This window comes from Microbulbifer maximicatervae (SeqCode), from assembly GCF_052467955.1.
The window spans coordinates 999,192-1,021,437 of the sequence record NZ_CP174329.1; the positions used below are offsets into that span (position 1 = coordinate 999,192).

Consider the following 22,246-nt stretch of genomic DNA (forward strand, 5'->3'; position numbering starts at 1 on the left):
GATAATTAATGTTGAACCTTCCTTACTTTATCAAAAGTTAATACTCCACCCCATGGTGATAGCTTCACTATCTATTTCATCCAGAAACGTATCGCCCCCAATTTTTGAAAATTGTTCCCACTCTATCCGTAGGCTCCATTTGCCCCTGTAGCTATAGTTAATACCAGCACCATATGCCCAGTGGAATCCATTGCTGCTATCGTTTAATTCACCTCTGACTGGAGTTAATTGTTCTATTAAACTGCCATCTTCAAGCTGGTATAGGATAATAACTTCACCCTTCTGAATCTCATTGGTTTCCGCGTACCAGATGCCGGTGCCAAGTTTCCCGAATAAGCTAAATGATTCTCCTAGGGGAAGATACGCCAGGGAAAATATATTGAAAAGCTGGCTATCAAAATTAGAGAAATAGTTTAAATATTCACCACCCCCCCATATGAAATATGGGTATCCAACTGGTACTTATTGAAATTTTGATAGCTGGCTTCAATTGCCAGGTAAGGTGTCCATCGAATTCCTGCAAATAGTTTCCAGGCGTTATTTTTATCATCACACCGACTGAGATCTACTTGATCTAAGCTGTCGCTAATTTGTTGAGCTCGCTTTTCTGCTTCGCTACACAAGTTATTGGCATGCTGGTTACCGAAAGAAATACCAGCATATTTGTGTGAGTAGAAATCGGCGCAAGCAAGGGCTGGTAAGGAAAGTAGAAAAATAATGAATAGGGGGCTAAAGCGGTTCATAGCTTGACCTTGTTTAGCTTATATGGGAGACCGCTGAAGCTGATTTTAGAGTGAAATTTGATTAAGGCAACCACCAAAATAATAACGTCTTTTAGATTGGTCGAAGTTAGGACCTACTCTATTAACTGGATTTGGCGCCTAAAGGTAGAGTTCCCAGTAATAGTTTGTGGGAACTCTATTTAATTTGTATAAAGTTATAGGTGTCAATTAACAAAATTCAAAAAAGCCGCCCTAAACCCAGTGATAGTGTTTCTGCATTGAAGTCTACTCCAGTGGGCTCCAGTTTCTCCCACTCCAGTCTCCAAATCCAGTGATTCCTATAGACATAATTCATACCGACCCCAACTCCCCAGTGAGGGCCTTTGTGGTTTTGGGACTTGTCTTTATCGAACGTCTGAAGTTGTGCCGTGAATTGTCCATTGGATAATTGCTGGGGGAGATAAAATTGAGCGGATTGTTGCTCTGATAATTTCCCTCTCCAAGCTCCAGCTCCGACTCTGGCAAACATATTTATATTGGAGTTAACAGGATAAAAACCCAATAAAAAGGCGGTCAATAAATGTGTTTCAACCTGGTATGCGGCCTTTGCATACTCTCCATTTTCATTATTGGTATAAAAGCTGCTTTGCGCAGCTGAAGGTTTTAGATAGCTGATTTCAAGGGCGAGGTATCTGTTCCAGCGCAAGCCGCCATAAAACTTAATCGTACTGCCGCTACTATTGCAATGAAAGCGTCCGTCTGTAGATCCGTGAGGAATCTGTGATTTTATCCGGGGGTTTGCAGATGAGCAAAATTGAGGATAAGAGGTTTCACCGAGGGTAGCCCCAATATATTTCCTGTTGGCAAAGTCAGCGCTGGTATTTGTAGCGAAAGTGAATATAAGGCTGGAAAAAAAGCTTATATTTAAGGTGGTCTTAAAATTATTCATGATCTGTCCTGTGCTTTGTTTATTTTTATTTCAAGCACAGTAAAGCTAGATCAGGGCTTTTACTTCACAAGTCATTGGCGTGAGGGCCTTTAGGTATCAGGCCCTGTATTCAAAGTCAGAGTAAGCAGTTGGCTTTTAATTTCTAAATGCCAAGCTTTGCTCGCATCTCCGAGAGTCTTTTCGAATTTTCTTCCTTGGAAAGTGGTGAGCCGGGGTTTTCCTCCAGCTTTAATTGCTCTGGAGCGGTTAGTTTTTCTCCCCCCAGGACTCGTTCACATATTTTTCGATAGTGCTCAGCAAAGACTGGGTAGGCGATAGACTCGGGGTTATTGGCAAGAAAAAACCAGTTGGATTCCCGCCCTGCGTGATAGATTGCTAAGTGGCTCCAGTTGTAATTGGTTTTGGGGCTGGGGGCATTGCAGGCTTCGCGATAGGCGGCGCGTGCTTCCGGTAAACCATTCTCCCCAGCGGCGCACAGCTGCAGCATTTTATGTACGGTGGGCTGGTACTCGCTTTGCAGGATCGCTCGCTTGGCACCCTGCATAATATCCTGGGGAGCGAAAGCAAGCAGGGCCTCCAGCCAGAGGCGCTTAGCGTGGTGAAGGGTTTCAGTGTCTGGAAACGCTGCGCTGAACTGATTGTGATAATTCAGTTTAAACAGCGCAAATACTTCATTGATTGCGCGCTTCTTTTCGTTCAGCAGTTCCTGGCCCTGTTCACTACCAGTTTGTGTCTGTGAGTATGTCGCCGATTGACCGGTCGCGGGTGCGCTGGTTGGTGTTGTTGTGGGAGTCTTGTGGATTGCCATAAGAGTTTCCTATTGCCAGTTTGTTGCGCTCCGCCCACTGGTGGCGCGCGTGACGCACAAATACGGCGTCCCAGCTTTTACGTGCGGCATTTTGACCGCGCCAGTAAATAATAAATTCCGGAACCAGGGATAGAGCGAAGTCGCGATCTATCTCGCATTGGTTCATCAAATGACTCAGGCAGTCACCACTGGGCTGCCAGTTGCGGGAGATAGGTTTAGCCACCGGGTTTTTCTCAATACCCTGGCAGTAATAGGCCCACTCTTCCCGCGCATACTCGATAAACAGTTCACCCCAGCGGGCACTGTGGCCACCGCGCTCGGTCCATTTATAAATGAATTCCGGCAGCAATTCGGCAGCAAAGCGCGGATTGATGGCCAGGCGCTGCAACTGCTCCCAGGTGTGCTCGCTGGGCTGCCAGTCGCGGGACATAGCAGTGGGCTTGCGCTTTTCGATAAATGGCGTGTCCTGCTTTTCCCAGTCTTCCATAATCCAGTCATTGAATTCCAAATCCCAGGAAATGGACTGCTTGCCACTGGAGCGGTGGTAATCGAGAAAGCGCTGTAGGCCGCGACCGACAAAAGTGCTGGGGACTCCCTCGTCCGCCAGCTTGCGCAGGGTCTCATCGCTGGGTTGCCAGCCGTTGGGCAGTGGCTGTTTGCGCTGAGCCGTTGCTCGAAAAGCCTCCCATTTGCTTTTAACCTGGCGCAGGAACAGGGAGCCAAAGGAGTGGCGGGGCTCGGCGCGCTCGCGCCAGTAAGTGACAAACTCCGGCAATTGCTCCCTTACAAAGTGCTCGGGAATACCCAGTTGGGCGATACGGGCCATGGTTTCACTATCCGGCTGCCAACTGGGGGCAATAGTGTTGGCATTGCGGTTGGACGGGGTAGGGGGTGTTGCCACCGGGCGCTTGTACTCACCGGGCAGGGCGAACTTCAGAATCTCGCTACTGCCGAATGGTGCCGCCCCCAGCAGAAGGGCACCCTGGTTGCGCAAGCTGGTGGCTACCCGCTGGATATCCACTGCCTGCCAGAAGGGCAGCAGCAGATATAGCTGCTCGCCCTCGGCGGTATACCAATCCCGGCCTCCGTAGGGCTCCAGGGGAAGGAATGGAGCCAGGTCGCCAAGTGCAGTGAGCAGCACAGCTTCCTCCAGGCCGACAGTGGCAGCCAGAGAAGGAGAGATACTCAGGGGTCTTTCGGGAAGCAGGGGATGTGTCATGGCGCGATAATAACATTCCGTCGCATCGCATGCGCGATCATTGGCGAATCCTCAGCCTTTTCCTGCCCCTGGTGCCAACCACTAAGCTGAAGGATGAGTTGACTGCGAAATTTCGGCAGACGGTGCGCTGCCAACTGTTGCCTTCCCCTAGCGGTAAGGTTGTAACTTTGTCGCTGTAATTGGTGTTGCGGGAGAGCAAGATGACGAAGGAGCAACAGTCTGCGCCAACGGTGTTCCGTTTGAGTGGAGTCAATTGTGCCGGCTGTATTAACAAAATTGAGACTGCGGTTAAGGCCGTAGCCGGGGTGACTGATGCCCGGGTAAACCTGTCCGATAAAATCCTGTCGGTATACGGCCCGGCAGAGGCTGCATCCTGTATCGAAGCCGTCCGAGGCGCGGGCTACGGCGCTGAACTCTTGCGAAGTAGTGAACGAGAGCAGCGCGCGGAACAGCGGGAGCAGACACAGCGGCACTACCGCCAGCAGTTGTGGCGCTCGGCATTTGCTCTGGGCGTGGGCGTGCCAATGATGGCCTGGGGGCTGATCACCGACAAGGTATCGGTGAATACCCCTGCGGAGCAGCTGGCCTGGGGTGTCATGGGGCTGATTACCCTGGCGGTGCTGGTCTTCTGTGGCGGCAACTTCTTCAGTGGTGCCTGGAAGGCACTGCGTCACCACAATGCCACTATGGATACGCTGGTGGCCCTGGGCACGGGAACGGCCTGGCTCTTTTCCATGATCGTGGTATTGGTTCCCCATCTCTTACCGGAAGCGGCACGACATGTGTACTTCGAGGCCAGTGCCATGATTATTGGCCTGATCAGCCTCGGCCAGGCACTGGAAATTCGGGCGCGCGGGCGCACCAGTGCCGCAGTGGAGAAGCTGTTGGAGCTCCAGGATACATCCGCGCGGGTATTGAGAGACGGCCGAGAGGTGGATCTCCCTATCGAGCAGGTGCAGCAGGGAGACCAGCTGCGCGTCCGCCCCGGCGAGAAAATTCCGGTGGATGGCACTGTGCTTGAAGGGCGCAGCCTGGTAGATGAATCCATGCTCACTGGGGAACCAGTGCCGGTGAAAAAGGCGGAGGGTGACAGCCTCGCCGCCGGCACCCTGAATAAAAATGGCAGCCTGTTGTTTCGCGCAGATAAAGTGGGTTCCGACACCCGTCTCGCGCAGATTATCGAGATGGTAAAGAATGCCCAGAGCTCTCGGGTACCTATCGCGCGTTTGGCGGACAAGATTTCCGGCATCTTTGTGCCAGTGGTGATGATTATTGCCCTGGTGGCCGCACTGGTTTGGTTCAACTTGGGACCCGATCCTCGGGTTGCCCATATGCTGGTGGTACTGACTTCGGTGCTGATTATCGCCTGCCCCTGTGCCTTGGGTCTGGCGACTCCCATGTCCGTTATGGTGGGGGTGGGCAAAGGTGCCGAGTACGGTGTACTGGTGCGCAACGGCAAGGCCCTGCAACAATCCTGCACTCTGGATGTCCTGGTTGTGGATAAAACCGGGACTCTCACCGAGGGTTCTCCGCGTCTGACAGATATCGATAGTGATGGCGACAGCGATGAACTGCTGCGTTTAGTGGCGAGCCTGGAGCAGGGCTCAGAGCACCCCTTGGCTGAAGCCATAGTGACGGCCGCTCACGATAAAAACCTTGAATTGCAGTCTCCAGCTAACTTTGAAGCCATCACAGCTCACGGTGTGAGTGGTGATATCGGTGGCAGTCGCGTGCTGTTGGGGAATACCAAGTTAATGCAAAAGGAAGCCATTTCCCTGGATGCCTGGAGTGAGCGGGCAGCCAAATTGGCTGCGGCGGGGCGCACGGTGATGTACGCGGCCGTGGACGGCAAGTTGCGGGGGATTATTGCCGTAGCCGATCCGATTCGCGCAGATGCGCAAGCTGCAATCGAGCGACTGAGCAAACTGGGTTTACGCATTGAAATGCTTACCGGGGACAATCACGGTAGTGCCGAAGTGGTTGCCCGGCAACTGGGCATCGATCGAGTTCACGCAGAACTATTGCCTGAAGATAAAGAGGGGATCGTCGCTGAATTGCAAAAAAAAGGCGAGCGAGTGGGTATGGTGGGTGACGGGATTAACGATGCCCCGGCCCTGGCGCGGGCCGATGTGGGCTTTGCGATAGGTGCCGGTACCGATGTTGCTATTGAGAGCGCCGATGTCACCCTGATGCGTTCCTCCCTGCACGGGGTTGCTAATGCCGTGGAGTTGTCCCGGGCCACTTTGCACAACATCAAGCAAAACCTGTTTGGCGCATTTATTTATAACACTCTGGGTATTCCCATCGCCGCCGGTGCCCTCTACCCGATTACGGGTATGTTACTGAGCCCCATTGTTGCCGGTGGTGCTATGGCGCTTTCCTCCCTGACGGTGGTCAGTAATGCCAACCGCCTGCGCTTCTTTAAACCATCGGAGGCTCGCTAAATGGCTGAAGTTCTCGTAAATATCGTCGGTGTGCTGATGATTCTGGCTGTTATCTGGTGGTTTTGGTTGGGGCCAAAAAGAAGTGCCAGTAAGGCGACGCCGAGCACGGATAATTTACAGATTCTGGTTAAGGATGGAGTTTACGAACCGGATCTTATCCGCCTGCCCGCCGGTCGCACAGCGACTTTGCATTTTCACCGGGAGGACCCCAGTCCCTGCTCCGAGTGGGTATTGTTTCCAGACTTGGAAGTCAGCGCTCAGCTTTCCCTGAACCAGGATACCTTGGTGGAAATACCAAAAGCCGAGCCGGGTGAATACCCGTTCAACTGCCAGATGCAAATGTATCGGGGCACATTGATACTGGAGTAACAGTAAATGTGATTCTCTATGGGGGTGTAATAATTCCCCGGGCCAAGACGACATAGATTTAACCAATACCCCAGAGCCGCCTTTCACCTGTATGGAGACGGGGGCTCTGGTCAGGCTGGTGACTAAGCTCTAATTTGTTAAGAGGTCGTCAACAAATGTCATTTCTTCTTCGAAAACTTCCCTTCGCCCTGGTGGCCATCGCCTTTGCGCTTATTACGGTGGCGCTTTTTTCCGGCCAATGGGGTGGTATCAAGCGCGTATTTGAATTCTACGGTGTCACTAATGAGGAGGTGCTTTCCTCTATACGTTTAATGACCGCCATTATTTTTTCAGTCGCCGCTATTTTGGGGGCACTCGCCCTTCGCTTTGAGAGGGTTGTTAAGCCCCTGGCAATCCTTCTGATTTTAATATCGCTAGTGCCCCTACTGAGTCTTCTTGGCAGCAGCCATTGGATCGACTCCCTGGGCGGCTTTCCGGCAATTGGCTCAGGACAGGGGATAATTAAGTACTTTGCCCTGTTAACCTTGGGTATTACCTGGTTGTATAGGGATTCGTTGAGTCCACTAAAGCTGATATGGCTCAATTATTTCCCTGTCGGCTTGGTATTACTCTGGATTGGTGGGATGAAATTCACAGCGCTTGAGGCTGAGGGGATTGAAGGCCTGGTAAGCACTTCGCCACTGATGTCGTGGTTATACAGTCTATTTAGCGTGCAGGTGGCCTCAAATCTTATCGGTATATATGACTTGATTGCGCTGGCTATCCTCGCCTTGGGTATTTATATCCGGCAGCTGTTTTGGCCGGGACTATTGCTTTGTGCCGCAGTATTTATAACAACCCAGACCTTCCTCTACTCCTATCCAGGCAGTTGGGTAGCTCCCTGGCAACTTAGCTCCAGCGGTATTTTTATTATTAAAGATCAGTGGTTTATCGCAAACCTGATATTAATCTTGGGCTTTAGAAACTCCATGATTAAATCTTAAAACTGATGGGGTCAAAGAGTTGCTCTGAGGCCCCCAAAATGCCAGCTTTGATACATTGGGAATACTATTTGTAAGTTATCGAAAGGTGGCATTTTCTGTGGACTCAGGGATATCTGGCCGGTATGAATTCAGTGAAGTGAAAGCTTTAAAAAACTAATATTTTTAATTTTCATTGGAAAACCCTCTGCCCGATTAGTTATAGAAGAAGTATTGGCCGTTGTTTTCTAGGTTTTTCCTGTTTCTATTTTGTCGTGGGTGCACCGTGTTTTTTTGCCGGTAAGTGATAGGTGGAGTTAGTTAGGGTTTCATATTGAGTTTCGGGAGGGCTTAAGTGTGAAATTCATAGTTCTTCCATATTTTGTTTTTATATTTTTATAAGCGGTATATTTGGATTTATACCTGACTGCCCTTGCTGGAATAAAATACCACTAAATGTCGCTTTTATTGATGTTATGTTGCAGTAATTACCCGAAATTATGGTCTTATTTTTTGTTTTAGGTTGTCATTTTTCTATTTTGTAAGAAATTATTTTGTCATTATTTATGTTTTTATTTTTGTGTTTATATGGAACTTTTAATGGGATGGTATTTATTAAAAATTAGACTTATCTTTCGGTGACACGCTGAAAGTTGTTTGTTTAAATTATAAAAATAATAGGAACCGTGCCAATTAGTGGTGGTCCATAACTCTGTCGCTAGCGTTGCAGGATTTACATCCTCTAAAAGTAAAAATTTGTGTTCAGCTGGGGAAGGAAGTTGAGCGCAAAGTAATAAATGGGCAGAGATATGATTCTACGTAAGAAAAAATTAGCATCCGTATTTAAACAACCGATAGTCAATCGCACATTAATGGCAGTGGTATTAGCCGGTGCCAGTTCTAATGCTTTCAGTCATGGTTATGTTGAGGCCGCTGACGGTGGTGTAGCTTCTGCGCGTGGTACCCTGTGTAAATACGCATTAGATACCGGTGAAATGAACTTGAATTGCGGTGCAGTTCAGTGGGAACCACAGAGTATAGAGGGTCCTGAAGGCTTTCCCGATAGCGGCCCTGCCGATGGGCAAATTGCCAGTGGAGGAAGCAGTGCCTGGTCTGAGCTTAATGAACAGACATCTGATCGCTGGGTAAAAAATTATATTAGCTCCGGTTGGCAAACCTTCAAATGGTACTTCACCGCAAACCATGTAACTCGTGATTGGAAATACTATATTACTAAAGAAGATTGGAATCCGAATTCAGTCTTGACTCGCGATCAGTTTGATCTCGACCCATTCTGTGAGATAGATGGCAATTATGAACAGCCAAATGTAAATACAACTCATGAGTGTCAGGTGCCAGATCGCGAGGGCTATCATGTAATTCTGGCTGTTTGGGATGTGGGTGATACGGTTAACGCTTTCTACAATGTTATCGATGTGGAGTTCGATGGCGATAATGTCACTAATACCGAGTGGAGCGCTGCGGGTACCATCAATCCGACGCAGGACTTGAACGTTGGCGATAAAGTGTATACCCGTGTATTTGATGGCTCAGGTGAAAACTCATCTTACAGCACTGTTTTGGAAATTGCCTCCGAAGAGCAGGGCATCGCTGAAAACTGGTCACACGATTTGGCTGAGTTGATTAATGCAGAGCAGACCGATATCCGCGCCGGTGATTTCGATGGCGATAATAGTTTTGAGCCTCTTTACGGTATCAACCGCATTTATCTAAAAGATGGCAGTGGCCTGGAAAATGTCGAGATCGGTTACGAGTTGAGCGAAGAAGAGCCCAACTATGAAGTAACGGTAAGTGGCCTTGAAAGTGAATACACAATTACAGGCGGTGCTATTTCTCTAGACTTGGCTCTCAGTGCTACGGGAGATGTCAGCGTTGAGGTTACAGTGGTAAATCATGGCGGTGATACTCTAGCAAGCTATAGCAATAACATTGATGATGGTGATACTGCCAGTACTAGCTTGACTCTCTCAGAGACTGTAGCAGGGCACCATATGGTTGTAGTGGTGGTAAAAGACCGTGATGGCAACATGGTTGATCAAAACACTCTGAACTTCTACCTGGTTGAAGACACCTCTGGTGATGATGACTCCTCGAACGGCGACGACGATAGCTCGAACGGCGATGACGACGCTTCTAATGGTGACGACGATAGCTCCAACGGCGATGACGACACCTCTAATGATGACGACGATACTTCAAACGGAGACGATGATAGCTCCAATGACGATGACCAATCCTCGAGTGATCAGGATTATGATTATGTCTTCCCTAGAGGTCATAGAAACTATGCTGCGGGCACCAAAGTCCTGGGTCGTGACGGTAATGTCTACGAGTGTAAGGACTCTGCTTACTCCCACTACTGTAAGGAAGTAAAAAGAGGTGCAATACAGTTCGAGCCAGGTGTTGGTGGGAACTGGGAGATACTTTGGGAAAGACTGTAATTTATTCCCGATAAAATAAAAAAGGCCCCTTTTGGGGCCTTTTTTGTTGGTAAATTAGTAGGTGAAAAATGGCCTCTTAGGGCAGCGATTCAAGCCTGGTAATAACTTAAAAACATCGCAGCGGTGCGCTCGGCCAGCGCCTCTTGCTCAACGGAGCTCGGTGGACCGGAAAGTTGGAGTAACTGAGGCCAGTAGCAACCGCCTTTAATTAAGTTATGAATCTGCCCACTGGCGACCTCTATGTCGAGAGACTTTAGTCGGCCGTCAGCTACGGCAGATTTAATCCAGCGCTGCACCCCGGTTTCATGGGCCTTATATTTTTCCATTTCCTTCTGTAGTGCTTCCGGCTGGTGGAAGAAGTAGTCGAAGGCCATGCGGTTAAGCTCAATATACTGCGGGTTGCAGATCGTTTTTATTTCCTGCTCTAACAGTGTGCGGAGTTGTGATTGCATATCACTATCCGGGTTGTAGTCACAACCGGAGGGCTGGGTGGCCTGCTGCCAGAGTTCACCGATCAAATACATCACCAGGGCTTCTTTACTGGAGAAGTGGTTGTACACGGTGCGTTTTGATACCTGTGCTCGGGCTGCCAGCTCGTCCATACTCGTGCCCTGCACTCCCAGCTCCTGAAAAGCCTGCTTGGCGGCATCAATAATAGCTTGGCGTTTCAGCTCACTTCTGGTTGGTTTCTTTTCAGTCATGGGTATCTCTGTGAAATCTGGGCCGGGGGATTCCATTGCCGGCGAGTTACTTCTTACGCAAATTTTACACTATATAGTTTACTTTCATATAGTTAGTTTATACACTGCACTGTATAGTTTACATGGTAAGTGAAATGAAGAAGCGCTGGTGGATTCTGGCAGGAGTGATTGTTATGTCGGTAGGTCTCTTTGGTAGCTGTACAAATCAACCCGAGAAGTTCCGCAACAGTGATACGGACTACAAAGTCAGTAGTGGCGGTATAGTTGAGATGATCGGCGCCTACATTAAGGCGGATCGTGCAGCCCCCGCACCGGTGAAGCCTATTCCATTGCGACAGATTCCCGCTGCGGAGCTGGCTGCCCCAGTCGCTGAGAGTGCCGTATATCGCCTCGGGCACTCCACAGTACTGATTCGAATGGATGATCAGTATGTTTTGACAGATCCGGTATTTAGCAAGCGGGCATCCCCGGTTCAGTGGATGGGCCCGAAGCGCTTTCATCCATTGCCCATAGAGATTCGAGACTTGCCTTCGATTAAAGCGGTCGTTATCAGCCATGACCACTACGATCATTTGGACAAAAATAGTATTCGCGCACTCAAGGATAAAGTAGAGCAATTTATCGTTCCTACCGGGGTGGGAAGTCGTTTGCGTAACTGGGGAATTCCGGCCGAAAAAATTGAGGAGTTGGCCTGGTGGGAATCGTTTGCCTTGGGCAGTTTGCACTTTACCGCGACCCCGGCTCAACATTTTTCCGGGCGTGGACTAACGGATAAAGACTCAACATTGTGGGCCAGCTGGGTAATTGAAGGGCGCGAGGGCCGTATATTCTTTAGCGGTGACAGTGGCTATTTTAGTGGCTTTCGTGAAATTGGTGAGCGATTTGGTCCGTTCGACCTGACACTGATGGAAACGGGTGCTTATAACAAGCTTTGGAGTTCGGTTCATATGATGCCTGAAGAGAGTGTACAGGCACATCTCGATCTCAGAGGGCGAGCAATGTTACCTATCCACAACAGTACTTTTGATCTTGCCCTACACGATTGGTATGAACCTCTGGAGCGCGCACAGACGGCAGCCAAAGATCAGGGTGTCACTTTGGTGACGCCTATCATTGGAGAGGCTGTTCGCCTGCAATCTCCCACCACAACAAAGGCCTGGTGGAAAGATGAGATGGCTACGGATTTACGCCTGGTGAATGAGTAGAGAGGTTCTGTGAATTTGCTATTAGTAGCTGGGTGCTGCTGGATTTAGATATCGACATGTTTTCTGTGGGCGAGCTGGAAATTAAAGCCGGCTCGCTTTAGTGCATAGCATTTTTTATTCGGTAATAGCAGCTGCCATCCGTCTCTCAGGCTCAACTTCATGTAGAAAGCGGGTAAAAGTGTCTTTTGGCCTTTCCAGGCCTTTCGAAGATAACGTTCGCGATGCCATTCCTCGATGATTGCTGCCATGGGTCAATAAATGCACAAAAATTTCGTAAATTGACAGTTGCCCAGAATCCCCGTCCGTAAATTGAAAATTAATTACTCTCTCAAGATCGGATAAAGTTGCTGTTTGAGAGAAGTTGATTAGCCAGGAAACATTGTTATTCATTCTCTCTCTTAGTTCTGGAATCGTAGGTGTCTCAATTGTGTTATCTGAAGAAAACAGCTCCTGTGTTTCGGTAATGCGGCTGATAAACAGGCTGTCGACCACCGCAGTATGATTGAGTATACGGATAAAGAAGCTCGCATCTTCCTTGGGTAGAAGATGAAGCTGCTTTTCGCCAGCTGATAGTAGCTCTAAGTTGGCCCATTTTTTATATTGAAAAGCACTGGTGAAATCCATATATATTTATCTCCTTTTATTTTTAGTAAATACAATTTTTAACTGTATGCTAATTGAGTTTGAGTTCAGTTAATTGCCGATTTATCGCCGCCGTTTTACTATTATCTTGATTGCGAGAAATTTCTAGTGCTTTCTTCAAAATATCAGAAGCCTCTGAAATTTCGTCATTCTGTTGTAACGCCTGGGCCAAACTTTGGTGGGCATCAATAGAATTTGGTCGATATTCCACCCATCGCCTTGCAACACTGATAGCTTCTTGGATGCGACCATCCTTTAGTAACAAACTGGTGATATAGCTTAATTTGTTAACATTTCTCCAACGTGTAGCCCTGGGTAAAATAGGAAAACCGTATTTCTGTGAGAGTGATTCATAGAAATGATCGATATTTTGCAAGGCGTTACCAGGTTGGGATATCAATTCTCGATAATTTGCGGACCATTCTTCGTGGGGATAATTAAGCTCAATAGCCGTTAGCGCGGCTTTTATAAAGGCACCGTAGTGGTTTTCATTGTTAAGAACTTCTATTTTTAATTTGAGATTCTCTTTTACGTAAGGCGATAGTTTGGTATTAATTTGACTTAAGATTTTGTCATAGCGCTTATCTTTACGCATATCACTGTCGGCCATGGCGAAATAAAAAGCACTGATCTTGTTTGATGAGGTCTGCATACTTGTGGTTATTTCATCAATAAAAGTACTCTCTGAAGTGGGGCCCATACCAAATATATCGGCCGCAGATAAAAAGAAGTAAGACTGAAACAGCCCAGGTTTGCTAGTTAGGGCGTAGAGAGGAAAGATGCTGCTAGTTGAAACACCAATAATCATTCGATTGTTGAGTGCGCGGTAATTACTTTCTAAATATGGGAATAGTTCTTCAGTTAGAAATTTACTATAGGCCTCAGGGTCTCCCTGGGCGCTAAATTTCTCCTCTGTGGTATGTGTCCACATTCTATGTAGGTAGGTTTCCGGTTCATCACCACCATCATTAAGGCTGATTACAATACTTTCCGGCATACGTTCTACGCTACTTAGATGCTTTACTACCCCGGTTAAGGCGTGGAAAAATTCTTTGCCGTGAGTGCCATTAATAAAGATAACCGGGTATCTATGCTGCTTTGATGCTTGATGGAACGTTTGCGGTAAATATATGTTTATTGATATTTCACGACTCAAGATTCTGGATGAGAAAAGAATTTCATTGCCATAACTCAGGTGTTTGGTCGTGCTAACAGAAGAGTGGCTCTGTGGGCTTTCAGGTTCTGCTGATAGTCCCACACACAGTAAAGAAACTGCGATTAACAGTATTCGGGGAAAAATCATATCACCGGCATCCTTGCTGAATTTAAATTTTTTTAAAAAGGCGATTAAGATCTATTAGATGCTATGACAGATTGAGGGGGTGGTAAAGTTGGTTACAGCTGATGCGAAGTGGTACAACTTGTATAGATATAAAAGTTGGATTTTTTCAAAACCAAGCTCTAAACCCCAGTACCCATACGGTTGAGTCCACATCCTCACCTTCTTCACGGGCGAAATCAGCGGCATTGCCCACTTCCCGTTCATAGTGGACGCCAATATAGGGTGAGAACTTCCTGGTGACTTCATACATGAGCCGAAAGCCGACTTCCGCTTCCGATAAGCCGGAGCCACTACCTCGGGCCTCATCGTTCTGCCCAAAAAAGTTCAGCTCGATACGTGGGACCAGGTTCCAGTCTTGTGCCAACTTTATTTCATACTCGCCTTCCAGGCGAAATGCAGTACTGCCATGTTCTCCATAGAAAAATACCGCATCCATTTCAAATTTGTAGGGAGACTCTCCAGTAATACCCACAGCAACCCAATTCCGGCTGGTAGTCTCCAGATTAAAATCGTGGCGAATTCCAATTAGGAAATTCCAGTTTGCTGAAATTGCCCGGCTATAGAGCGCCCAGAGTTCATTTTTTTCAATTTCCCCACTGCTACGCTCATAGTCGACTTCGGCAACAAACTTATTTTGCTCTCCGCCATAACTGAAGTCTCCCTCGATTTCCCCGCCGTTATCACCTCGCAGTTCCACATAGTCGAGGCTGACTTCAGCCATGAGTTCTTCTTCGTTATCCTCGCCAGAGGACTGGTAGCTGTGGTGTTGATGCTGAGGTTCTGCCTGCCCATAGCTGGCCTGGGCAGCAAGTATCCATAGTGTTGCTGCTATCCCTGCAACATTTTTAAACAATGCGCACCTCCCGATACATACCGGGCCTCTGGTAAAGCATTTGACTGTGTAGAGCCCAGCGGCCATTGGTGTCGGCGCTGATTAAGTAACTGATGCTTGATCCGGGTTGCGCGATTACCGTGTGCTTGCGAGGTAAATACTCTCCGTCACCGGTTTCCAGCTCACTCCAAAAACCGTGTAAGTGCATGGGCTGTGGAAGCGTGGTGTCATTGACCAGGGTAATACGCAGGCGCTCCTGGTGCCGAAATAATAATGGGCTGGCATCGCGAAATTTTTCACCATTTATTGACCAGAGATAGCGCTCATAATTGCCGGTCAGGTGTAACTGTAATTCCCGCTGTGGCTCCCGTTGATCCTGGGTGGGTTCACTGCTGCGCAAGTCGCTGTAAGTTAGTACACGGCGGTTATAGCGATGTTTATGGTTTCTGAGTCCTACACCGGGGTCAGAGATGCCGTTTGCTGGCGTCAGCGCGCGGTGATCCACCCTGAATCCGGATTCACTTGGCTGGTGAATAATAGGGCTATTACTACCGAGCCCCGCTGCAGAGAGGTTTCCGTAAAACCATCCCCCCTCAGTTGCATCGGGCAAATCGGAATGTTTTTCGGTGTGAGCAGTCTGGGTTGTTTTAAAGTGTGTGTCTGTCTCTTCGGTTTTTCTCGCCAGTCCCAGATCTTGTAGGGTGAGCACTGGGCGGTGATCCATCGCGGGAACCTCTGCGCTCAGACGTATATCACTTGTCAGTGTGCCTCGCGCATAGCCACTGCGGTCCATGGACTGCGCAAATATACTGTAGGCTTGTTCACTCTCTGGCTCGACAATTACGTCATAGGTTTCGCCGCTGCCAATACGAATTTCATCGACGCTAATGGGCTCGACATTTTGTCCATCGGCCGCCACCACCTTCATTTTCAGGCCGGGGATACGCAGGTCGAATAAGGTCATCGAAGCTGCGTTAATTAATCGCAGGCGAACCTTCTCACCAGGTTTAAATAATGCAGTCCAATTGGTATCGGGTGTATGCCCGTTAATCAGGTAGGTGTAAGTCTCGCCTGTGACCTGGGAGATACTGCGGTCGGAAAGTTGTTTCCAGTTCCATTGATGCCGGTCCCGCCAGGTTCGTGCGACACCTTTTGTGCGCACCTCACGCCATAAATCTGTAGCCGTGCGCTGTTGCCGGTTGTAGTAGTCCGGGTCTCTTTTTAGATGGGTATAAATAGTTTGGGGAGATTCATCGCTCCAATCGGATAGGACAACAACATAATCCCGCTCGTAAGAAAATGGTTCTGGAGATATCGGATCAATGACTATTGCCCCAATTAGCCCCCGCTGTTGTTGAAACCCGGATTGGCTGTGATACCAATAAGTACCACTTTGGCGCACAGGGAATCGGTAGTGAAATGTTTGCCCAGGTTGAATGCCGTTAAAGCTCAACCCCGGTTCGCCGTCCATATCGCTGGGTACCCTAACACCGTGCCAGTGTAAGGAGGATTTGTCGGGTAATTGGTTGTGGACCTTCAGGGTGACAGTTTCCCCTTCCCGCCAGCGCAAAATGGGGCCCGGTAGACTGCCATTAATGGTCAGGGCTTGTCGTTCGCGCCCGGTAAGATTTACCTGGCGGTAACCGATGGATAAATCATAGTGGTTACCGCGCAGGGTTGTTGTCGAAGCTGTTGGCGAGTTTGGGCGCGAACTGTGGGGTAACCCCAGCAGCAGGGCTCCCGCTCCGAGACCTGTGACGAAAGTACGCCTCGATACGGCGTCGGTGCGGAAGCTCTCTGTCATCGATGTCCCTTCTAAAACTGCTCCTGTGCCGTATTGATTTCGGCGTAAGTTTCGCTGCTGCCGTCTTTGTTAAGCAGCATTACCTGATAGGGCGTAAAACGGTCGCCCACTTCCATACCGGGGCTGCCCAGGGGCATACCTGGCACTGCGAGACCAATGGCATCTTGCGGTGGATTCTGCAAGAAACGCTGTATCAGCTTTGCAGGTACATGCCCTTCAAAAACATAGCCCTGTTCTGACACTGTGGTGTGGCAGGATTGGTAGCGCGGAGAGATATGGTGCTGCTTTTTCACGCCGTTAAGGTCTTCGACATCCTTTGCTACGACGTCAAAGCCAGTTTGTTGGGCATGCTCAACCCAAATTTTGCAGCAGCCGCAGGTGGCGGATTTGTAAGTGGTCAGGCTCACAGATTCCTTTTGGGGGTCTGGAGATTCGGCACAGGCACTTAATGCCAGGGTTGTGAGTAGCGCAGCAATAGCGATCAAAATTGAACGGTTCATATGAACTCCGATGATGAGATTAAGGGCGCACACAGGCGCGCGAGTATTTATAAAAAATATTTGGAGTAAAACTGGGGGGGTGCGCGTATGCCTAGGCATACGGGGCCCGTTAAGTGCGGAATATGGGTGGGCGTAGTGCCATTTCCGGATCTGGAGAGGAATTAAATTCCCGGTAGGCAGTTACAAGTAGATTGCGGTTGTATACAAGGATTTTATATTGAGCGTTTACCGCAGAGCTGGTGCCTGGCCCTGCACAGCAGCTGCATTCAGCAGTGCAACTGGAGGGATGGCTGTCGCTGCAGTTCTCAAGGGTTGCCTCGTCGCAGTGGGTTTTTTCTTCTGCGGCGATAGATGCCGCTGGGGATTCGTGTGTTTCCGCACAGGATGACGCAACTGCCTGGCCGCCGAAGGCCAGTAGTAGTGTGAGCAAAAATAGGCGGAGGATCCCGGTGTGCATGGCGGTATTCAGAAAACAAGCCAGCCCGCAGTGTATGGGCTGGCCTCTGCCGGTGCAACTTTCCCGCTTGTGGGATGACGGATTAAGAGCGGCCCAGGGGTAGACGGAAGTCCTGGTGTCGCAACAGGTCCGGCCCACATTCGAGGCGCTCGAGCCAGCCCAGGAAGCGCTCTTTGACATCGCCTGAGGCAAAGTAACCGCCGTGTTGGGGCACAATCATTGCGGGGTTGAGTTCTCGAATCATCTTGGCCCAGAGACGACAGGTCCAGTTCCCGCCCATATAGCGGCGGTGGAACCCTTCCATAGACGGCAGGTGCTCGTCGAAATCTTTGACTTCGCCCTCCTCACCACCGAGGGAGGCACCGATATCACCGGAAAATAATATGCGGCTGACCGGGTCATAAAAACTGAAGTTGCCACAGGAGTGCATAAAGTGCGCTGGCAGCGCCCAGATCTCACTGTCGCTGAAGGGGATAATTTCTCCCTTGTCGTCCAGAGGCATGATGCGTTCCTGCCAGCGTTCAGCACCGGCACGCGAGGCGACAAAGCCGGAAACCAGGTGTGGCAAAAACCGCGACCACAGCTTCGACACTGCCACCTTACAGCGCGAATGCAGCATCCAGCGCGGCAGCGAGGCGATAATATCCGGATCCTGGTGAGAGGCCAGGATCAGGTCCAGTTCGCTCAGGTTCAAATGGCGGCTGAGCTCAATGGTGAGGTGTGTGTAAGTCAGATCGCCGCCGGGATCGATAAGCGCCCCTTTGGTGCCGCGGCGAATAACAAATTGATTGGCCTGTACCCCATCGCTGCCATTCTGCTCTTTAACCAAATCGCCGAACCGCGCAACCAGGTGGTGACCTTTTTCAAATAGGATGTCCACGCCGCGACTCCTCTTATTGGACTTGGCCGAGGTATTGAGTGAGCCTCTCCTTATTCATAGCAATACCGGCATTCATGCCTTCGGCATGCTTCTTGGCTTCTTCCAAGTTGGTTGCCTTACCTACCTGAATTACCCCAACCATACCCAGCGGCAGATGTGGGTCGCACTGGTATACGTAAACACCTTCCTGGTTCAAGGTGACAGTCACCTTTTCTCCCATGCTGCCATTCCAGGTAGCGCCCTCGGCAGGGGACAAAACTGAGTGAGTGTTGTGGGCTGCATCAGTGGGCAGGAAGGTGACAGAATCGCCCGGCGCTACTGCGAGAAATGCTGGTTCAAAAGTCATCATGCCGTCCTTGCCCTGGTTCAGCATCTTAACTTCGTGATCCGCAGCCAGGGCGGAGGTCGAGGCCATGGCGAGCGCCAGAATCGCGCCGCGAAGAGTAATAGACGACATACTTACTTCCTGTTCGATGGTTAGTCAGTGTTGTTCAGCGCCTCCCCATTAGTGGGTAGAGGCAGCGGCGGATGTTATCTCGGAGGGGGCTGGGTGAATTGATCTAGATCAATCGCGTAGATAGACCAATTAGAAGGAGAAGATGCCAATAGAAGGGATCCGTGTAGGAGAGTCATTTTAGACTGCTGAGCACCACCCGCCTCGGCCGGATAAGGGGTAAACTGTGCGCCGATCAATTCTGTGACTTTTCGGGAGAGTGCTTTGGCCACAAAACGTAAAACTGCCTACGTGTGTAATGAATGCGGCGCTGACTACACCAAATGGGCAGGGCAGTGTAGTGCTTGTGGCACTTGGAATAGCCTATCGGAAGTACGCCTGGGACCGGATCACAAGGACAGCCGCGCCGCGAATTTTACCGATGCACAAAGTGGTTACGCCGGTTCCGCTGGTGCTGGCAAAGTACAAAAACTATCGGAAATCGACCTCAGTGAATTGCCGCGTATTCCCACTACGGCCTCGGAACTGGATCGAGTGCTGGGCGGCGGGCTGGTGCCTGGCTCCGTCGTATTGATCGGCGGCCATCCTGGTGCGGGTAAATCCACTGTTTTACTCCAGACCCTGTGCCATCTCGCGACTTCAATGCCGGCGCTTTATATCACCGGCGAGGAATCTCTCCAGCAGGTTGCTATGCGCGCTAAGCGCTTGGGTCTGCCCACGGATTCCCTGCAATTGCTCAGCGAAACCGATGTGGAGCGTATTTGCCTGGCGGCCAAGGAAGTGAATCCTCGGGTAATGGTAGTGGACTCGATCCAGGTGATGCACATGAGCGATGTGCAATCGGCACCCGGCTCTGTGGCACAGGTGCGCGAGAGTGCGGCCTACCTGACCCGCTTTGCCAAACAGACTGGCACGGCGCTGATTCTGGTGGGGCATGTCACCAAAGATGGCAGTCTCGCGGGCCCCAAGGTGCTGGAACATATTATCGACTGCTCCATTCTCCTCGAAGGCACCCACGACTCCCGCTTCCGCACATTGCGGGCGCATAAAAATCGCTTTGGGGCCGTTAATGAACTCGGCGTGTTTGCCATGACAGAGCAGGGCCTGAAAGAGGTATCCAATCCCTCAGCCATTTTCCTGCAAAGGGCCGAGGAGATCGCGGCCGGTTCTGTGGTGACTTCGGTGTGGGAGGGCACCCGGCCGCTGTTAGTAGAGTTGCAGGCCCTGGTGGACGATAGCAGTCTTGGCAACCCCCGCCGGGTAGCGGTGGGCCTCGACCAGAACCGCTTGAACATGCTGCTCGCTGTGTTGCATCGCCACGGTGGGGTCTTGGTGGGGGACCAGGATGTCTTTATCAATGTGGTTGGCGGGGTAAAGGTGATGGAAACCAGCGCCGACCTGACACTCTTATTGGCGGTAGTCTCCAGTTTCCGCAACCGTGTCCTGCCTCGGGATCTGGTGGTATTCGGGGAGGTGGGGCTATCAGGCGAGATTCGCCCAGTGCCTTCGGGCCAGGAGCGTTTGCGCGAGGCGGCCAAACACGGTTTCCGCAAAGCCATTGTGCCTGCAGCCAACCGCCTGAAGAACGATATCGAGGGAATGGAAATGCATTCGGTCAAAACCCTGGCGGAAGCGCTGACGGTAATTGATATGAGCTGACACTCCAGCCGGGAACGGCTGTTTTGACAGGGGAATACCTTGCGGTATTCCTCTGGGGAGGTGAGCTTTCATAGCCTTCTGCGTTAGGGGCGCCTAGTTGCTCCCTTGCGCTGGTTGTTACCGGGGCCCCGACGAAAATCCTCTGACGGAGTGCCCTTGTAACAGCGCGGGATAATGGGCCAGTCCTCTGTTAGAAAATAGGCATAGGTGCCCTTGGGGAATTCCGGGGTGCGAACCATTCTGCCGTTGCACTCATCCAATGTGCCGGAGCCAGCCACATAGTGGTAATCATCCACAAAGGTACCATCGTAGTAGCCACCGGGTTCTTTACTGCCCTTGGGGCGTTTCCCGGATTTCACCTGATAACTTGAAGTCATTGCCGCAATCCCGGATTTCGGTTCCCAACCATCGGCATAGGCGTACAGGGCATAAATGGGGAATCCATCGGCAGCCCAGCCAATCAGTGGCGAATGCCTTTCCTTAGATACCCCCAGGCGCTGTAATAAACCGGTGGGAATTCCGTGATAGTGATAGGCACCATTGGGCTGAACATGGGCGTAGTTATCGTCTACACCCAGCTGAATCGCACCGGATAGGGCTTCGTAGCGCCAGCGTCCCCGATTGCCCAGGTACCATTCCGCAGCACTGGGGTCGAAAGGCACTCCGTTCAGTCCGATACCAAAATTCTGCAACGGAACCGGTGTAGATTGAGCGGCAATTTGGGGAATAGCCGGAACTCGGAAACGGTAGCGCTGCACCTCGATTTCATGGGGATTGCCGCGATTGGGGAAGGTACCAGTCTTATGCTCGGAAATACCATTGGCCTCAATAACGCGCCAGGGTCCCTGGATACTGATACTCACTTCACTAAAGGTAATCGGTGCTTCGGTAGCGGGAACAGTGTGCTGCAGACCATCGGATTGCACCACTGTGTGTTTGCGAGCGGTGTGGCGTCCACCAGTGGCGCCCCCTCCTGTAGAGCGCGCAGTCAGTTTGCGCTCGGGAACACAAGCTAGGCCATGTGATTGGGGGTGGTTGCGGCAGCGACCACTGACTCGGCCATTGGGCAGTTCCATTGAGCAGCTGGCGCCACTGGACAGGTTTCGACAAGCCTCCAGGGCGCTATCGGGTACGTGAGCCAGCGAGAGAGGCGCAATACTGCAAAGCCCCACAAATAACCACTTCTTCATAATGACATCTCAAGATTTACAGTACCGCTGGCCGGTTGCGATTAATTGGGAGTTACTGTTCTTCATCTTCCATGGGGCGAGGGCCGCCTTTGCCCTTGCCGCCGGCAGGTACACAGACCAGCTGCTCAATCTGCGGGGGCATACGGCAGGTGCCCTCCAATGTGCCTCTGGGTGTCTCGACAGTGCAGGCGTCTCCTTCTGCCAAGCCGCTGCAGGCATCAATCGCTTCCTGCGGAGGCTGGCGCGGCTGTGCAGATACATTTGTGGCCAGTAAGAGGGCTGCTACTGGGATAAATATTTTTTTCATCATGTTCTCCTGTCGTAGGCACTTTGAGGGGAGTCCCTGGAGCCTCAACTTTGCTCATTGGGTTTTGACAGAGGTTATTGCTGTCGCCCGAAACTATAGACTCGGGAAATGGCGATTACCGCTCAGCGAAGGGCTGGCTTCTCGAATTGGCCTGGGACTGCCATCGAAAATAGTCGAGGAATGAGTAAGTAATGTGGATCACTTGTAAAGAAGTGTGGGGCTGAAGAGCTCACTTTGCGACTAATGATCCAGAGATCTGACAGGCTCTAATTGATCAGTGGTGGAGGTGGGAATTAGGGGATGAGTAAGTAGGAAAGGCTGGGTATTTAATCAGTCGTGAC

Annotated in this window: 22 protein-coding genes; 6 read left to right on the top strand and 16 right to left on the bottom strand. The window is 50.4% G+C overall.

The genetic code is table 11. The annotated features are described in order from the left end of the window. Positions 1–30 precede the first annotated feature (30 nt). The 5 genes from ACJJI5_RS04225 to ACJJI5_RS04245 all read right to left on the bottom strand — a co-directional run bounded on the left by ACJJI5_RS04225 (position 31) and on the right by ACJJI5_RS04245 (position 3,698). Positions 31–438, bottom strand: a complete 408-nt coding sequence (locus tag ACJJI5_RS04225; protein WP_445356301.1) for an outer membrane beta-barrel protein — start codon at positions 436–438, stop codon at positions 31–33. Further along, positions 414–743: a hypothetical protein gene (locus ACJJI5_RS04230; RefSeq protein WP_445355600.1), complete on the bottom strand. Its 330-nt coding sequence runs from the start codon at positions 741–743 to the stop codon at positions 414–416. The genes ACJJI5_RS04225 and ACJJI5_RS04230 overlap by 25 nt, the downstream gene beginning before the upstream one ends. Before the next feature lie 217 nt (positions 744–960). Next, positions 961–1,671 carry an outer membrane beta-barrel protein gene (locus ACJJI5_RS04235; RefSeq protein ID WP_445355601.1) on the bottom strand — a complete coding sequence of 237 codons (711 nt, stop codon included), beginning with the start codon at positions 1,669–1,671 and terminating at the stop codon, positions 961–963. A gap of 142 nt (positions 1,672–1,813) precedes the next feature. Next, a complete protein-coding gene (locus ACJJI5_RS04240) occupies positions 1,814–2,479 on the bottom strand; it encodes a replication protein P (RefSeq protein WP_445355602.1) in 666 nt (221 codons plus the stop codon). Next, complete coding sequence (locus ACJJI5_RS04245; protein WP_445355603.1) at positions 2,391–3,698, bottom strand: DnaT-like ssDNA-binding domain-containing protein; 1,308 nt, start codon at positions 3,696–3,698, stop codon at positions 2,391–2,393. Before ACJJI5_RS04245 ends, ACJJI5_RS04240 begins: the two co-directional genes overlap by 89 nt. 200 nt (positions 3,699–3,898) lie before the next feature. Here ACJJI5_RS04245 and ACJJI5_RS04250 point away from each other — a divergent pair, with 200 nt between their 5' ends. From ACJJI5_RS04250 to gbpA, 4 genes are all read left to right on the top strand, one after another. Further along, a complete protein-coding gene (locus tag ACJJI5_RS04250; protein WP_445355604.1) occupies positions 3,899–6,142 on the top strand; it encodes a heavy metal translocating P-type ATPase in 2,244 nt (747 codons plus the stop codon). After that, entirely contained in the window at positions 6,143–6,511 is a 369-nt protein-coding gene (locus ACJJI5_RS04255) for a cupredoxin domain-containing protein (protein WP_445355605.1), read from the top strand. Positions 6,512–6,666: 155 nt separating this feature from the next. Beyond that, entirely contained in the window at positions 6,667–7,494 is an 828-nt protein-coding gene (locus ACJJI5_RS04260; RefSeq protein WP_445355606.1) for a DUF417 family protein, read from the top strand. Between the two features lie 785 nt (positions 7,495–8,279). Further along, a complete protein-coding gene (gene gbpA / locus ACJJI5_RS04265) occupies positions 8,280–9,932 on the top strand; it encodes an N-acetylglucosamine-binding protein GbpA (protein WP_445355607.1) in 1,653 nt (550 codons plus the stop codon). Between the two features lie 89 nt (positions 9,933–10,021). On the opposite strand, the gene ACJJI5_RS04270 is transcribed toward gbpA, so the two are convergent. After that, a complete protein-coding gene (locus ACJJI5_RS04270; protein ID WP_444896022.1) occupies positions 10,022–10,633 on the bottom strand; it encodes a TetR/AcrR family transcriptional regulator in 612 nt (203 codons plus the stop codon). A gap of 134 nt (positions 10,634–10,767) precedes the next feature. Between ACJJI5_RS04270 and ACJJI5_RS04275 the strand changes: the two genes are divergently transcribed. Next, positions 10,768–11,838 carry an MBL fold metallo-hydrolase gene (locus tag ACJJI5_RS04275; RefSeq protein WP_445355608.1) on the top strand — a complete coding sequence of 357 codons (1,071 nt, stop codon included), beginning with the start codon at positions 10,768–10,770 and terminating at the stop codon, positions 11,836–11,838. 114 nt (positions 11,839–11,952) lie between these two features. On the opposite strand, the gene ACJJI5_RS04280 is transcribed toward ACJJI5_RS04275, so the two are convergent. The 8 genes from ACJJI5_RS04280 to ACJJI5_RS04315 all read right to left on the bottom strand — a co-directional run bounded on the left by ACJJI5_RS04280 (position 11,953) and on the right by ACJJI5_RS04315 (position 18,752). Beyond that, positions 11,953–12,462 (bottom strand): DinB family protein, encoded by a 510-nt coding sequence (locus ACJJI5_RS04280; RefSeq protein ID WP_445355609.1) that lies wholly within the window; start codon positions 12,460–12,462, stop codon positions 11,953–11,955. A 49-nt stretch (positions 12,463–12,511) separates the two neighbouring features. Next, positions 12,512–13,783 carry an alpha/beta hydrolase gene (locus ACJJI5_RS04285; protein ID WP_445355610.1) on the bottom strand — a complete coding sequence of 424 codons (1,272 nt, stop codon included), beginning with the start codon at positions 13,781–13,783 and terminating at the stop codon, positions 12,512–12,514. A gap of 145 nt (positions 13,784–13,928) precedes the next feature. Further along, on the bottom strand, positions 13,929–14,675 hold the full coding sequence (locus ACJJI5_RS04290; RefSeq protein WP_445355611.1) for a copper resistance protein B: 747 nt from the start codon (positions 14,673–14,675) through the stop codon (positions 13,929–13,931). Then, the gene (locus tag ACJJI5_RS04295; RefSeq protein WP_445355612.1) at positions 14,668–16,458 is read right to left on the bottom strand and encodes a copper resistance system multicopper oxidase; all 1,791 of its coding nucleotides are present in this window, start codon (positions 16,456–16,458) and stop codon (positions 14,668–14,670) included. The genes ACJJI5_RS04290 and ACJJI5_RS04295 overlap by 8 nt, the downstream gene beginning before the upstream one ends. Before the next feature lie 11 nt (positions 16,459–16,469). Beyond that, a complete protein-coding gene (locus ACJJI5_RS04300; RefSeq protein ID WP_445355613.1) occupies positions 16,470–16,958 on the bottom strand; it encodes a DUF411 domain-containing protein in 489 nt (162 codons plus the stop codon). Positions 16,959–17,067: 109 nt separating this feature from the next. Then, positions 17,068–17,415 carry a hypothetical protein gene (locus tag ACJJI5_RS04305; RefSeq protein WP_445355614.1) on the bottom strand — a complete coding sequence of 116 codons (348 nt, stop codon included), beginning with the start codon at positions 17,413–17,415 and terminating at the stop codon, positions 17,068–17,070. A gap of 82 nt (positions 17,416–17,497) precedes the next feature. Next, positions 17,498–18,295, bottom strand: a complete 798-nt coding sequence (locus ACJJI5_RS04310; protein ID WP_108734605.1) for an oxygen-binding di-iron domain-containing protein — start codon at positions 18,293–18,295, stop codon at positions 17,498–17,500. Between the two features lie 13 nt (positions 18,296–18,308). Continuing rightward, complete coding sequence (locus tag ACJJI5_RS04315) at positions 18,309–18,752, bottom strand: pseudoazurin (RefSeq protein WP_413663411.1); 444 nt, start codon at positions 18,750–18,752, stop codon at positions 18,309–18,311. Between the two features lie 261 nt (positions 18,753–19,013). Here ACJJI5_RS04315 and radA point away from each other — a divergent pair, with 261 nt between their 5' ends. Next, positions 19,014–20,408 carry a DNA repair protein RadA gene (gene radA, locus ACJJI5_RS04320; protein WP_444907200.1) on the top strand — a complete coding sequence of 465 codons (1,395 nt, stop codon included), beginning with the start codon at positions 19,014–19,016 and terminating at the stop codon, positions 20,406–20,408. An 83-nt stretch (positions 20,409–20,491) separates the two neighbouring features. Here the strand turns inward: radA and ACJJI5_RS04325 are convergent, their stop codons facing one another. Further along, a complete protein-coding gene (locus ACJJI5_RS04325) occupies positions 20,492–21,598 on the bottom strand; it encodes a YHYH protein (RefSeq protein ID WP_445355615.1) in 1,107 nt (368 codons plus the stop codon). 52 nt (positions 21,599–21,650) lie between these two features. Next, on the bottom strand, positions 21,651–21,905 hold the full coding sequence (locus tag ACJJI5_RS04330) for a hypothetical protein (protein ID WP_445355616.1): 255 nt from the start codon (positions 21,903–21,905) through the stop codon (positions 21,651–21,653). Positions 21,906–22,246 lie beyond the last annotated feature (341 nt).